Annotated in this window: 15 protein-coding genes and 1 pseudogene; 12 read left to right on the top strand and 4 right to left on the bottom strand. The window is 64.2% G+C overall.

Features of this window, described 5'->3' with window-relative positions:
• Positions 1–175: 175 nt before the first annotated feature.
• The gene (locus tag HV681_RS13865) at positions 176–1,240 is read right to left on the bottom strand and encodes an NAD(P)-dependent alcohol dehydrogenase (protein WP_175123615.1); all 1,065 of its coding nucleotides are present in this window, start codon (positions 1,238–1,240) and stop codon (positions 176–178) included.
• Between the two features lie 106 nt (positions 1,241–1,346).
• On the opposite strand from HV681_RS13865, the gene HV681_RS13860 reads away from it, so the two are divergent.
• Positions 1,347–2,231: a LysR family transcriptional regulator gene (locus tag HV681_RS13860; protein ID WP_175123614.1), complete on the top strand. Its 885-nt coding sequence runs from the start codon at positions 1,347–1,349 to the stop codon at positions 2,229–2,231.
• A 28-nt stretch (positions 2,232–2,259) separates the two neighbouring features.
• Here HV681_RS13860 and bioD read toward each other — a convergent pair.
• A pseudogene (gene bioD, locus HV681_RS13855) lies at positions 2,260–3,036 on the bottom strand (dethiobiotin synthase); the annotation flags it as partial.
• A 244-nt stretch (positions 3,037–3,280) separates the two neighbouring features.
• On the opposite strand from bioD, the gene HV681_RS13850 reads away from it, so the two are divergent.
• The 11 genes from HV681_RS13850 to HV681_RS13800 all read left to right on the top strand — a co-directional run bounded on the left by HV681_RS13850 (position 3,281) and on the right by HV681_RS13800 (position 11,937).
• Positions 3,281–4,258, top strand: a complete 978-nt coding sequence (locus tag HV681_RS13850) for a P-type ATPase actuator domain-containing protein (protein ID WP_175123612.1) — start codon at positions 3,281–3,283, stop codon at positions 4,256–4,258.
• Positions 4,255–4,416: a cbb3-type cytochrome oxidase assembly protein CcoS gene (gene ccoS, locus HV681_RS13845; RefSeq protein ID WP_175123611.1), complete on the top strand. Its 162-nt coding sequence runs from the start codon at positions 4,255–4,257 to the stop codon at positions 4,414–4,416. The genes HV681_RS13850 and ccoS overlap by 4 nt, the downstream gene beginning before the upstream one ends.
• 215 nt (positions 4,417–4,631) lie before the next feature.
• A complete protein-coding gene (ccoN, locus tag HV681_RS13840; protein ID WP_175123610.1) occupies positions 4,632–6,119 on the top strand; it encodes a cytochrome-c oxidase, cbb3-type subunit I in 1,488 nt (495 codons plus the stop codon).
• 10 nt (positions 6,120–6,129) lie between these two features.
• A complete protein-coding gene (gene ccoO, locus HV681_RS13835) occupies positions 6,130–6,867 on the top strand; it encodes a cytochrome-c oxidase, cbb3-type subunit II (protein ID WP_175123609.1) in 738 nt (245 codons plus the stop codon).
• A 2-nt stretch (positions 6,868–6,869) separates the two neighbouring features.
• Positions 6,870–7,046 (top strand): cbb3-type cytochrome oxidase subunit 3, encoded by a 177-nt coding sequence (locus HV681_RS13830; RefSeq protein WP_056563017.1) that lies wholly within the window; start codon positions 6,870–6,872, stop codon positions 7,044–7,046.
• A complete protein-coding gene (gene ccoP, locus HV681_RS13825; RefSeq protein ID WP_175123608.1) occupies positions 7,043–8,008 on the top strand; it encodes a cytochrome-c oxidase, cbb3-type subunit III in 966 nt (321 codons plus the stop codon). The genes HV681_RS13830 and ccoP overlap by 4 nt, the downstream gene beginning before the upstream one ends.
• 71 nt (positions 8,009–8,079) lie before the next feature.
• The gene (ccoG, locus tag HV681_RS13820) at positions 8,080–9,570 is read left to right on the top strand and encodes a cytochrome c oxidase accessory protein CcoG (protein ID WP_175123607.1); all 1,491 of its coding nucleotides are present in this window, start codon (positions 8,080–8,082) and stop codon (positions 9,568–9,570) included.
• A gap of 35 nt (positions 9,571–9,605) precedes the next feature.
• On the top strand, positions 9,606–9,878 hold the full coding sequence (locus HV681_RS13815) for a transmembrane 9 family protein (RefSeq protein WP_175123606.1): 273 nt from the start codon (positions 9,606–9,608) through the stop codon (positions 9,876–9,878).
• 16 nt (positions 9,879–9,894) lie between these two features.
• Entirely contained in the window at positions 9,895–10,131 is a 237-nt protein-coding gene (locus HV681_RS13810; protein ID WP_175123605.1) for a hypothetical protein, read from the top strand.
• 124 nt (positions 10,132–10,255) lie between these two features.
• Entirely contained in the window at positions 10,256–11,179 is a 924-nt protein-coding gene (locus HV681_RS13805; RefSeq protein WP_175123604.1) for an ABC transporter ATP-binding protein, read from the top strand.
• Entirely contained in the window at positions 11,176–11,937 is a 762-nt protein-coding gene (locus tag HV681_RS13800; RefSeq protein WP_175123603.1) for an ABC transporter permease, read from the top strand. The genes HV681_RS13805 and HV681_RS13800 overlap by 4 nt, the downstream gene beginning before the upstream one ends.
• 128 nt (positions 11,938–12,065) lie before the next feature.
• Here the strand turns inward: HV681_RS13800 and HV681_RS13795 are convergent, their stop codons facing one another.
• Positions 12,066–12,464 carry a DUF4168 domain-containing protein gene (locus tag HV681_RS13795; RefSeq protein ID WP_175123602.1) on the bottom strand — a complete coding sequence of 133 codons (399 nt, stop codon included), beginning with the start codon at positions 12,462–12,464 and terminating at the stop codon, positions 12,066–12,068.
• Positions 12,465–12,707: 243 nt separating this feature from the next.
• On the bottom strand, positions 12,708–13,352 hold the full coding sequence (gene trhA, locus HV681_RS13790) for a PAQR family membrane homeostasis protein TrhA (protein WP_175123601.1): 645 nt from the start codon (positions 13,350–13,352) through the stop codon (positions 12,708–12,710).
• Between the last annotated feature and the right edge of the window lie 368 nt (positions 13,353–13,720).

Genomic DNA, 13,720 nt, shown 5'->3' with positions numbered 1-13,720 from the left:
GACGCCAGAGGAACGGTTGAAGTGAAATCTCAACCTTTTGTTCTAAGCGATGCGGCGTAGGTCTGCGGCGCGCAGGTCGGCCGCCATCCCGATTGACGACGTGAATCCGGGTCCGCTTTTTTTTGTTTGCGTCCGTAACGAACCCGGCCCCGCTTTGCCTTGCGTGTGTGTTGACCTACGCGGCGGCGCGTTCTTCCTTCAGCGAAGCCATGTCGATCACGAAGCGATATTTGACGTCGTTCTTCACCAGCCGCTCGTAGGCCTCGTTGACGGCCTGGATCGGCACCATTTCGACATCGCTGACGATGTTGTGTTCGGCGCAGAAGTCCATCATCTCCTGGGTCTCTTCCATGCCGCCGATCGCCGAGCCCGCCAGGGACTTGCGGCCCATGATGAGGTTGGCGCCGGGGATCGGATCCAACGGCGTCAATGCGCCCACCAGCGCCATGGTGCCGTCCAGCGCCAGCAGCGCCATGTAGGGATTGACGTCGTGGCTGACGGGAACGGTGTTCAACAGAAAGTCGAACGTGCCGGCGTGCGCCGCCATGGCGTCGGCATCGCGCGACACCAGCACTTCATCCGCGCCCAGACGCTTGGCGTCGCGCGCCTTGTCGGCAGACGTCGTGATCATCACCACGTGAGCGCCCATCGCGTGTGCAAACTTGACGCCCATGTGGCCCAGGCCGCCCAGACCGATGACGCCCACCTTCTTGCCGGGGCCGACCTTCCAGTGGCGCAGCGGAGAGTAGGTGGTGATGCCGGCGCACAGCAGCGGCGCGACGGCCTTCAGGTCGAGCTTGTCGGACACCTTCACGACAAAATGCTCGCGGACCACGATGCGATCGGAATACCCGCCAAACGTCAGCTGGTCGCTGCCGCGTTCCTTGTCGTTGTAGGTCAGCGTGGCGTTTTCCTCGCAGTACTGTTCGAGGTTCAGTTGGCATGCCTTGCAATGGCGGCACGAGTCCACCATGCAACCCACGCCGGCGTAATCGCCCACCTTGAACTTCGACACGTTCTTGCCCACTTGCGCGACGCGGCCGATGATCTCGTGGCCGGGCACCATGGGGTACATGGAATTGCCCCAGTCGCCGCGCGCCTGGTGCAGGTCGGAGTGGCAGATGCCGCTATACAGGATGTCGATCAGCACATCGTCATCGCCGGGTTCACGGCGCGTGAAGCTGAAGGGGACGAGCGGGGTGTCGGCGCTGTGGGCGGCGTAGCCTTGGGCTTGGATCATGACGGCCTCTTGGGGTATTTGTTGAGCAGGCGTTCACAATATTCCGGGTAAGGACCCCATTCAAGCTAGAATTTCGGCATGATTTATTGAATGAATTTGCATAATCATGCCGCTCGACAACCTGTCCCATCTTGCCGCGTTCTCAGCAGTGGCCCGCCTGGGCAGTTTCCGCAAGGCGGGCGAAGAGCTCAGCCTGTCCACATCGGCGGTCAGCTACGCGATCCGCAAACTGGAAGAGCGGCTGGGCGTGAATCTCTTTAACCGCACGACGCGCAGCGTGGCACTGACCGACGCGGGCCAGCGCCTGGCCGAGCGTTTGCAGCCGGTGCTGCACGGGCTGGACGACGCGCTGGACGAAATGAACCACTTTCGCGGCTCCGCCGCCGGCACGCTGCGCATCAATACGTCGCGCGCGGCGTCGTACCTGCTGCTGATGCCGATGGCGGCTCAGTTCCTGGCCGCCTACCCGGACATCCGCCTGGAGATCGGCGAAGACGACAGCTTTGTCGACATCGTGAAGTCCGGCTTCGACGCAGGTGTGCGTCTGCTCGAAGCGGTGCCCGAGGACATGGTGGCCGTTCCCATCGGCCCGGCGCTGCGCTCCGTGGTGGTGGCCTCGCCGGATTACCTGCGGGAGCGCGAGCCGCCACGGCATCCGGCTGACCTGATGAGGCACGAATGCGTCCGCTATCGTTTCCCCAGTGGCCGGTACTTCAAGTGGGTATTCAAGCGGGACGGCGAGGTGCTGGAGTTCGACGTGCCGGGGCGTCTGGCCCTGAGCGACGTGCACGCCGAGGTGCGGGCGGCCGCCGACGGCATCGGCATCGGCTACGTGCCGGAAAACTACGTTGCCGGACTGTTGGCATCCGGCAAGCTGGTGCGGCTGCTTGAGGACTGGTGCCCGACGATCCCCGGATTCATGTTGTATTACCCCCGCCAGCGCCGTGTGTCATCGGCGCTGCGGGCGTTCATCGACATGGCGCGGCAGTGACGCGCCGCGCACGAAGCCGCTGGCCCGGCTAGTCCGCTTCGGCCTCGGCGCCGTACAGCGACGCCAGACATTCGGTCAGCGGCGCAATGCCCTTGGCTAGTTCGTCGACCGCGGCAGCGTCCACACGCGGCAGCGGCGGTATCTCGGCCAGCACCCGCACGCCGCCAAAGCGTTCGATGGCTTCCTTGTTGCCCGCGGAGGGCGGTCCGCTCATGACCACGCCAAGCACCGGAATGCCGTGCCGCTGCAGCGCCGCGAGGCTGAGCAAGGTGTGGTTGATGGTGCCCAGTCCGCTGCGCGCCGCCAACACCACCGGCATGCCCAGGCGCGCGATCAGGTCGATCATCATGTGCGTATCGTCGATCGGCATATACAGGCCGCCCGCGCCTTCCACGATCAGCGGCGCGCGTGTCGGGGGCGGCACGATGCTGGTGGCATCGACCACGGTCTCTTCCAGCGTGGCTGCCGCCCATGGCGATAGCGGCGCCTGGAGGACGTAGGCAGGTAAATGCAGGCGGTGGGGCGGCAACTGCGCCAGCTGCGCCACGGTGTCGGTATCGCCCGGATCCTCGGCGACACCCGTCTGCACGGGTTTCCAGTAGTCGGCGTTCCAGGCGCGGGCGAGGATGGCCGACACCAGCGTCTTGCCGATACCGGTATCGGTGCCGGTTACAAAAACCCCGACGGGGCGCCGCGTCGATGTCTTCTGCATACCGCAAGCCAGGTGAATGGTCACCACGGCCCCATGTTGGTCGAGCGCGGCCGGACAGCGCCGGAACCTGCGGACGTGCCGCGGGCGTAGGGGAGGCGGCTGCGGCAGCGCAATGGACAACCGCAGCGGCCAGAGCACCGTTTTATCAGTTGCCCCGTCCGCGCGCCACCCGTCACATAGATCAGTGCCGGAGGATGGGCGGGCGGCATGATGGCGAGGCGGGGAGGCGAGGCGGGGAGGCGGCAGGGCGGCGGGGCGGCGGGGCAGTGGCAAATCGTCTTTGGCGTCTTGATTCAGATCAAGGCGGTCGGGGACAGGCCTGACTACCATCGGCAACATGCGTGCCAAATCGATTTTCGCCGTCCCGGCCAGCCTGCCCGATGCCGACCGCCAGCAACGCCGCCATGCGCTGGTGCGTCTGTCGCTCGCCTGGCTGGCAATGATGCAGGTCATGATGTTCGCCTGGCCCGGCTATCTGCGCCATGAATCCATGCCCGCCGACGCGCTGGAAACCCTGGACTGGGCCATCGTCCTCATGAACTGGGCCAGCTTCGCGCTGACCGTGCCTGTCGTCCTGTATTCGGCATGGCCCATCTGGCGCCACGCGGGCGCCAATCTGCGGCAGGGCCGCGCCGGCATGGATGTGCCGGTGGCGCTAGGCATCATTGCCGCCTTCATCCCCAGCGTCCACGCCACGTGTACGGGGCGGGGCGAAGTCTATTTCGACTCGGTCACGATGTTCGTCGCGTTTCTGCTAACCGCACGTTATCTGGAACTGTGCGCCCGACAATCCTTCGGCGGCGCGGGTTCCGCCGGCCGCCGCCATGCCCGCGTCGAAGACCAGCGCCTGTTGCTCGGCACACGCGCCGACCGCGTGGCGTCGCGTTTCGTCATGGTGCAGGTCGCGCTGGCATTGGCCGCCGCGGCGGGCTGGGCCTACATCGATCCCGCCCACAGCATTCCCGTCATGGTGGCGCTGCTGGTCATGAGCTGTCCCTGTGCCATGTCCATGGCCGTCCCCACCGCCATGGCTTCCGCGCACAGCGCGCTCGCGGCGCACCCCGACATGCCCGAGGCCGCGCTTGACGCGCTGCTTGCCGAAGCCCGGCGCAAGGCGCGGCAGAATCTTTACGGCTCGCTCGTCTGGCATCTGCTGATGACGCCGCTGGCCCTGGTGGGCTGGGTCACGCCCTGGCTTGCCGCCATCACCATGCTGGTGTCGTCGCTGGCCGTAGCCTACAACTCCTGGCGCCTGTGCCGCCGCGACTGGTCGGGCCGTCTGGCCGCTGGCGCCGCACTGGGAGCCGCGCCATGACCATCCTCTACCTGCTACTGCCGCTGTCGCTGCTTTTCGTGCTGGCGATCGGCGTATCGCTGTGGTGGGCCGTCTTCAACGGTCAGTACGACGACACCGACAGCGCCGGCACGGCCATCCTGCGCGACGACGACAGCGGCCCCGCCGGCCGCCGCTGATCGCCGGGGCGCAAATTACCGCCGCCGATGCGCCTCTGCGGACCCCGCCGCAGCGCATCGGCCAGGTCTTTTCACGGCCCGATACCCCTAATAGCGTTGCGGTTATGCAGCGATGTCCAAGGCGTCGCAACCCGGTTGATCCAAATCAACGCCTCCTCGAGTGACTAGTCCCATCATCGAAGCCTGGAAGTTCTTGTTACTTTAGGGGATGGGTGATGAACGATTGCCCCGCAATCGCAAGCAAGTCCGATACCTTCAACTACAAGGTCGTGCGGCAGTTCGCCATCATGACCGTGGTCTGGGGCATTGTCGGCATGGCTGTCGGTGTTTTTCTGGCCGCTCAGCTAATTTGGCCTCAATTGAATTTCGACACCGCATGGCTCAGCTACGGCCGCCTGCGCCCGCTGCACACCAACGCCGTGATCTTCGCCTTCGGCGGCAGCGCACTTTTCGCGACGTCCTATTACGTCGTCCAGCGCACCTGTCAGGCGCGCCTCTTCTGCGACAAGCTTGCCGCCTTCACGTTCTGGGGCTGGCAGGTCGTCATCGTCGCAGCCGCCATCACCTTGCCCATGGGTTTTACCAGCAGCAAGGAATACGCCGAACTCGAATGGCCCATCGACATCCTGATCACGCTGGTCTGGGTCGCCTACGCCATCGTGTTCTTCGGCACCATCATCAAGCGCCGGTCCAAGCACATCTACGTGGCCAACTGGTTCTTCGGCTCGTACATCCTCACCATCGCCATCCTGCACATTTTCAACAACATTGAAATGCCGGTGTCGATGTGGAAGTCCTACTCCGCCTATGCGGGCGTGCAGGACGCCATGGTGCAGTGGTGGTACGGCCATAACGCTGTGGGCTTCTTCCTGACCACCAGCTTCCTGGGCATGATGTATTACTTCGTGCCCAAGCAGGCCGGCCGTCCCATCTACTCGTACCGCCTGTCCATCGTCCACTTCTGGGCGCTGGCCTTCACGTACATGTGGGCGGGCCCGCACCATCTGCTGTACACCTCGCTGCCCGACTGGACCCAGTCGCTGGGCATGACCTTCTCGCTGATCCTGCTGGCGCCTTCCTGGGGCGGCATGATCAACGGCATCATGACCCTGCAGGGCGCCTGGTACAAGCTGCGCACCGACCCGATCCTGAAGTTCATGGTCACCGCGCTGTCGTTCTACGGCATGTCCACGTTCGAAGGCTCGATGATGTCGATCCGCACCGTGAACGCGCTGTCGCACTACACGGACTGGACCATCGGCCACGTGCACTCCGGCGCGCTGGGCTGGGTCGCCATGATTTCGTTCGGCTCGCTCTACTACCTGATCCCGCGCCTCTATGGCCGCGAAAAGATGTACAGCGTCAAGGCCATCGAACTGCACTTCTGGATCGCGACCATCGGCGTGGTGCTGTACATCGCCGCCATGTGGATCGCCGGCGTGCAGCAGGGCCTGATGTGGCGTGACACGGCGCCGGACGGCACCCTGGTCTACAGCTTCGTCGAAGAACTGAAGACGCGCGTTCCGTACTACCTGATCCGTTTGCTGGGTGGAACCCTGTTCTTGTGCGGTGTGTTCGTCATGGCCTGGAACGTATGGAAGACGGTGAGCGGCGCGACGGCGGTCAATCCCGCCATTCCGCAAGACGATCCCCATGCCGCCCGTCCGTCGGTCCCCGCGACCGCCGTGCCGGCCACTGTTTGACGAGGACATCATGGCCAACAAGAATCACGGCTTCTTTTCTCATCAGACCCTCGAGAAGAACATCGGCTGGATGATCATCGCCAGCATCCTGGTGGTCTCCTTCGCAGGCCTGGTGCAAATCATCCCGCTGTTCTTCCAGCACAGCACCACCCAGCCCGTGGCGGGCGTCGAGCCCTACAGCCCGCTGCGGCTGATGGGCCGCGACGTCTACATCCGCGAAGGCTGCGTGGGCTGCCACTCGCAGCAGGTGCGCGTGCTCGCCGCTGAAGTCCAGCGCTACGGGTCGTACTCGCTGGCGTCCGAATCGGTGTTCGATCACCCGTTCCTGTGGGGCTCCAAGCGCACGGGTCCGGACCTGGCGCGCGTCGGCGAGCGCTACTCCGACGACTGGCACCGCATCCACTTGCGTGATCCGCGCAAGGTCGTGCCGGAATCCAACATGCCGGCGTATCCGTGGCTGGAAAAGACGGTCATCACCGGCCAGAACGTCGACCAGCGCATGCGTGCCCTGCGTGCCCTGGGCGTGCCTTACACCGACGAGGAAATCGCCGCCGCGCCCAAGGCAATCGAAGGCAAGACGGAAGAAGACGCGCTGGTGGCCTATCTGCAAGGCCTGGGTGTCGGCGTGCGCAAGGCGCAGCTTGCCAAGCAGGCCGAAGAGGCCAAGGCGGAAGCGGCCAAGAAGGCTCAGCAACCTGCCGCCCAATCGGCCGTGCAACCCGCCGCGCAAGCGGCCACAGGAGGCTGATCATGGTCGGCTACCTGAGCGCAATCGTCACCGCCATCTCGATGGCAACCTTTTTCGGCATCGTCTGGTGGGCCTGCTCGCGCGGCCGCCAGGGCGCCAACCGCGAATCGGCCATGCTGCCGTTCGCACTGCCCGATGAATTCGGGCAGGCACAACAAGATGGAGCGAATCGGTCATGAGCGATTTCGTCAATGGCTTCTGGGGGTATTTCATCTCGATCGTCGCCGTGGGCGGGGTGGTGTGGTGCGTGTGGCTGCTGTACACGCAACGCCGCTGGCTCACCGCCAAGCCGGCCAGCGGCCAGGTCGAGGACACCGGGCACGTCTGGGACGGCGACCTGACCGAACTCAACAACCCGGTCCCCACCTGGTGGACGTGGATGTACCTGCTGGCCTGCGCCTTTGCACTGGGATACCTCTTCCTGATGCCGGGCCTGGGCGAATACAAGGGCAAGCTGGGCTACAGCAGCGCAGACGAAGTGGCGCAGCAGCAGGCCAAGATGGCTGAAGCCGTGCGTCCCATCTATGCGCGCTTCGAGACCATGACGGTGCCGCAGATTGCGCAGGATCCGGGCGCCCGTGAAATCGGCCAGCGTCTCTTCCTGAACACCTGCGCGCAGTGCCACGGCTCCGACGCCAAGGGTGCGCCCAGCTTTCCCAACCTGACGGACGGCGACTGGCTGCACGGCGGTTCGCCCGAAGCCATCATGCAGACCATCAAAGAAGGCCGCCACGGCATCATGCCGCCCTGGAAGGCTTCGATCGATCCCAAGATGGCCGGCGACATCGCGCAGTACGTGCGTTCGCTGTCGGGCCTGACCGCCGATCCGGTCCGCGTGTTCCGCGGCAAGCGCGAGTTCGCCAACTTCTGCGTCGCCTGTCACGGTGTCGATGGCAAGGGCAACCAGCTTGTCGGTGCGCCGAACCTGACGGACGACGTGTGGCTCTACGGCAGTTCGGAAGCCAGCATCGTCAAGACCATTCTTGATGGCCGCGACAACCGCATGCCGGCGCACGAACACATCCTGAGTCCCGAGCAGATCAAGATCCTGACTGCGTGGGTCTGGGGACTGTCCAACAAGCCCGACGCGTCTACGCAGACCGCTGCCGCGCCGGCCGAGGCCAGCACTGCCAAGCAGTGAACCGGCAGCACGTAAATGGGAGGCCGCGCGGCCTCCCATATCACTAAGCACTTACAAGCACGGAGCAGCAAATGGAAGATGGGTCAACCGCAAGCGTCAGCAGTTCGCCTGGCGGTGACCCGCCGCCCTGGCGGCCGCATACGCGGCCGCCGCGTCCTGGCCAGGAGACCCTGGAGCAGACGTTGGCGGGGGTGCGCAGCAAGATCTATCCGCGATCCGTCAGTGGCATCTTTGCCCGCTGGCGTATCGCGTTCGTCTTTATCACGCAGATCATCTTCTATGGCTTGCCCTGGCTCGAATGGAACGGCCGCCAGGCGGTGCTGTTCGACCTGGGCGCGCGCAAGTTCTACATCTTCGGCCTGGTGCTGTGGCCGCAGGACGTCGTGTACCTTGCCGTGCTGCTGGTCATTTCGGCATTGGCGCTGTTTCTCTTCACCGCGGTGGCCGGGCGCCTGTTCTGCGGCTACGCCTGTCCCCAGACCGTCTACACCGAAATCTTCATGTGGATCGAGCGCAAGGTCGAAGGCGACCGCATCGCGCGCATCCGGCTGGACGAGTCTCCCTGGAGCTGGCGCAAGTTCCGCCTGAAGTTCACCAAGCACTTCCTGTGGATCGCCTTGGCCTGGTGGACCGGCTCTACGTTCATCGGCTACTTCGCGCCCATCCGCGAACTCGGCCACGAACTCTTCGCGCTGCAGCTCGGACCCTGGCAGTGGTTCTGGATGCTGTTCTACGGTTTCGCCACCTGGGGCAACGCCGGCTTCATGCGCGAATCGGTGTGCAAGTACATGTGCCCGTACGCCCGCTTCCAGAGCGTGATGGTCGACCCGGACACCTTCGTCGTCACCTACGACAAGCGCCGCGGCGATCCGCGTGGCGGCCGCTCGCGCAAGGTGGACCACAAGGCGAAGGGGCTGGGCGACTGCGTCGACTGCAGCCTTTGCGTGCAGGTCTGCCCGACCGGCATCGACATCCGTGACGGCCTGCAGTACATGTGCATCGGGTGCGGCGCCTGCATCGACGCCTGTGACCAGGTGATGGACAAGATGCAGTACGAGCCGGGCCTTATCCGCTACACGTCCGAGCGCGCCATGCTGGATGGCCTGTCCACGAAGAGCGCGCGGTCGCATCTGCTGCGGCCCCGCGTTCTGATCTACGGCACGTTGATCCTGTTGCTGGCGATCGCCTTCGTCGTCTCGCTGGTGGTCCGAAATCCGCTGCGCGTCGATGTGATCCGCGACCGCGGCGTGCTGGGCCGCGAGGTGGCAGGGGGCATGATCGAAAACGTGTATCGCCTGCAGATCATCAACACGTCGGACGCGCCCATGCGGCTGCGCCTGACGGCCGAAGGCATGCCCGACCTGGCGGTGCTGGCGGGCCAACAGGGATCGGACGTGGTCGAGGTCGAACCCGCCGCCAACAAACTGGTGCCGATGGTCATTCGCGCCCCGGCGGGCGCAGCGCCCGGCGCCCATCCCATCACGCTGCGCGCCAAGGGGCAGGATGGCGAGAACCGGCAGGTTGAAACCGACGAGGCTGCCAGTTTCTACGTGCCCGAGTAGGGCAGACACCGCCCTGGTCACCAAAAGGAATCTTCATGAACGCTGCACAAATCACCGTTGACGCCGCCGACGCGGCGCATCCCGCCAAGCCCTGGTACCGCGAGCCCTGGCCGTGGATCCTGATGGCGGGTCCGTTCGCCGCCATGGTCGGCTGCTTCATCACGATCTACTTCGCGATGACCCAATTCGCCAGCCAGCCCATCCAGGAGGGTGTGGTCAAACGCGGTCTGGTCATCGAACAGACCGCGACCGGCGCGACCGCGAGCCCGGCATCGACGCCCGCCGGCTCTGCAGCCGCCAAACCTTGATCGGGGGAGTTCACGCATGGGATTGCGATCTTTGATGTGGATCCTGTGGCCGTCGTTCATGGCGGCGGCTGCGGGTAGCGCACTGATCTTCGCCCTGATCGACCCGCTGGACGTGGCCATTTTCGGCTACGTCCCAACCGGCAGAATGGGCTTCTACACGGTGTCGTTCTTTGTCTTGTGGGTGATGGCCGGCCTGTCCAGCACGCTGACGGCATACCTGATGCCCAAGGTTGAAGAGGACGACGACTTCTAGTTCCAGTGTTCCAAAAACTAGTTCCAGTGTTCCCAAAAAGAAAACACACCGTTCCGCCAGGTTGAACAAGCGCGGGCCGCGCGACGGGTAAAATCCTCCGGCTATGGTCAAGTTGGGGGCTCGCGTGCAGCCAGTCATTTCAGTACAAGGCTTATCCAAGCAATATGCGTCGGGATTCCAGGCGCTCAAGAATGTCAGCCTGGACATCCAGCGCGGCGAAATCTTCGCGTTGCTCGGGCCGAACGGCGCGGGCAAGACGACGCTGATCAGCATCATCTGCGGCATCGTCAATCCCACCCACGGCACGGTGCTGGCTGACGGCCACGACATCGTGTCCGATTTCCGCGCCGCCCGGTCCAAGATCGGTTTGGTGCCGCAGGAAATTTCCACGGACGCCTTCGAAAGCGTCTGGAACACGGTCACCTTCAGCCGCGGCCTGTTCGGCAAGCCGGCGGACCCCGCCTACATCGAAAAGGTCTTGCGCGAATTGTCGCTGTGGGACAAGAAGGACAGCCGCATCATGGCGCTGTCCGGCGGCATGAAGCGACGCGTCATGATCGCCAAGGCGCTGTCGCACGAACCGGCCATCCTGTTCCTGGACGAACCCACCGCGGGTGTCGACGTCGAATTGCGGCGCGGCATGTGGGAAATGGTGCGACGGCTGCGCGAAAGCGGCGTCACCATCATCCTCACCACGCACTACATCGAAGAAGCCCAGGAAATGGCGGACCGCATCGGCGTGATCCGCAAGGGCGAGATCATCCTGGTCGAGGAAAAGAATGCGCTGATGGCCAAGCTGGGCAAACGCCAGCTTGCGCTGACACTGAAGGCGCCGCTGCCGGGCATTCCGACAGCGCTGGACGCCTACCAGCTTGAGCTTTCGCCCGACGGCTACAAGCTCGTCTATACCTACGACAACGAGCGCGGCGGCGATATTTCGCGTCTGCTGCAGGACCTGAGCCGCCTGCAGATCGAATTTGCAGACCTGAACACCTCGGAAAGCTCGCTCGAGGACATCTTTGTCAGCCTGGTGCACGGTCAATCATGAACTTCTACGCCATCCGCGCCATCTACCTTTTCGAAATGGCCCGCGCCTGGCGCACGCTGATGCAAAGCGTGCTGTCGCCGGTGATTTCAACGTCTCTTTACTTCGTCGTGTTCGGCTCCGCCATCGGTTCGCACATGGTCGAGATTGACGGCGTGAGCTACGGCGCGTTCATCGTGCCCGGCATGATCATGCTGTCGCTGCTGACGCAGAGCGTGGCCAACGCCTCGTTCGGCATCTACATGCCGCGCTTTTCAGGCACGATCTACGAAATCCATTCGGCGCCCATTTCGTATGTGGAAATCCTGATGGGCTACGTCGGCGCGGCCGCCAGCAAGTCCATCATCCTGGGTCTCATCATGCTGGCCACCGCGCGCCTGTTCGTGACGTTCGACGTGGCGCATCCGTTCTGGATGCTCTCGTTCCTGGTGCTGACCGCCGTCACGTTCAGCCTGTTCGGTTTCATCATCGGGATCTGGGCCGACGGGTTTGAAAAGCTGCAGATCATTCCGTTGATGATCATCACGCCGCTGACCTTTCTGGGCGGCACGTTCTATTCGATCAACATGCTGCCGCCGTTCTGGCAGACCGTCACGCTGTTCAATCCGGTGGTCTACCTGGTCAGCGGTTTCCGCTGGGCGTTCTTTGGTGTGGCGGACGTCAGCATCGGCGTCAGCGTGGGCATGACGATGGCCTTCCTGGTTGCATGCCTGATCGGCGTGCGGTGGATTTTCAAGACGGGCTACCGCCTGAAGACCTGACACAAGAGCAGCGTCAGGCCTCGCACAATGCGAAAGGCGCCGCATGTCCCGTTCAGGGCATGCGGCGCCTTGTTTTTCCGAGGCGGCCGTCGTGGGCGGCGTGATTGCGTGCCCGTCAACGCCCGGGCTTACCGCGCCGGCTGCATCTTCATCAGGCGATCACGAAGCTGGGGATCCTGCTGCACGGCCTGGCCGATGCCGTTGAATTCCTCGACCGACAGCCCGTCCGCGCGGACCAGCTTGACCATTTTTTCGTCCGCTTCCTTGACGACCTTCTGCTTGGCGTCGTCGGTCTTGGCGGCTTCGACCTTCGGACGGTATTCGTCAACGACGCCAGAGATCTTCTGCGACGCCGAAGCGAACTTCTGCAATTGCTGATCCGTCGGCTTCTGCACGGCGGGCGCCATGCCCGGCTGAGCTTGCGTCTGCGCCGGAGCCTGGGCGGCCTGTTGAGCCAGGGCAGGGGCACCGGACAGCGCCGTCGTCAGAATGGCGGCGGATAGGAATGCATATTTGGAACGCTGCATCAAAACTCCTTGTTCCGGTTGAAAGTCCGACCATGATGACCAGCCGGACCGCCGTGGGACAAGTTTCGCGATGTGTTTTCCTGTGTCGGCAGACCACGAGATCCCCGACGCGCGGTGCGGGGGCAGCCCCGGGGGACGCCGGCCCCGTGCGCTCGAAACGTTTTGCGCGGTTTCGTAGTCGCTGCTGGCCGCGATGTGTCCTTAGGTTTGTCCTTCGGAAGCGGATCGGGCGCCTTTGCGGGCTTACGCCGCGTACCAGAACACCGCGAAGAAATGGCAGACGGTGCCGGCCAACACGAACAGATGCCAGATGAAATGGCTGTAGCGCCAGCGGGTGTCGAACACAAAGAAGACCACACCGCCGGTGTAGGCGAGGCCGCCAGCCACCAGCCACCACAGGCCGCCGGTCGGCACCAGTTCAAGCAAGGGTTTGACCGCGATAACGACGATCCAGCCCATCGCCAGATACAGGCCGGTGGATAGCGAGGGCCGGTTGAGCCGCTTGCTGGCCTTCAGGCCCACGCCCAGCAGCGCCAGGCCCCACACCAGTCCGAAGAGGGTCCACCCCCAAGGGCCACGCAGCGCGCCCAGCGCGAACGGGGTGTAGGTGCCCGCGATGAGCAGGTAGATGGCCGAGTGGTCCAGCACATTGAAGATCTGCTTGGCGCGGCAGCGGGGCAGGGCGTGATAGATGGCGGACGCGAGGTACAGCAGGCACATTGACGCGGCAAACACGGCGGCGCCAGCGATGAAGGCGGCATCGCCCTGGCGCACGGCGGCGGCAATCAGGAGCGGCGTGCCGGCCAGCGCGCCCACGGCGCCCAGGCCGTGGCTGATGCTGTTGGCGATTTCTTCGCCCAGGGTCTGGGGTCGGTCGTTGGGAAACATGGGGAGCCTGTTGATGACAAGTTTTCCACCTTAGGCTTTTTGGCATGCGCGCTCAAGGCGCGCGTCGGGTAGGCTTGACCGATCGCAACGTCGTTACGCTGTGATACATTCGTCCCGCGAACAAACCGCCCAATAGAGGCGTCGCATGTTCTTCACTCCGGGCTTGCACGTCGGCCGCGCCAGGCGCTGCCGTGATTGACACTCTTAGGGGAAGCACTCAATGAATCCGGCACCAGGTCTTTCGGTTGGGGCGACCTCTCCGCCCATCCACGCATGCGCACCAGACGACAGGCATCCGCCTTGCGGAGCGGCGTAGCCGCGGCGACCGCCGTCCGGCGCTGCCAACCCCGGCACCCCGGGCGGCGCGG

Origin of the sequence: Achromobacter animicus (assembly GCF_902859585.1) — a bacterium.
GTDB classification, from domain to species: domain Bacteria; phylum Pseudomonadota; class Gammaproteobacteria; order Burkholderiales; family Burkholderiaceae_B; genus Achromobacter; species Achromobacter animicus.
This window is presented reverse-complemented; position numbering and strand designations above follow the sequence as displayed.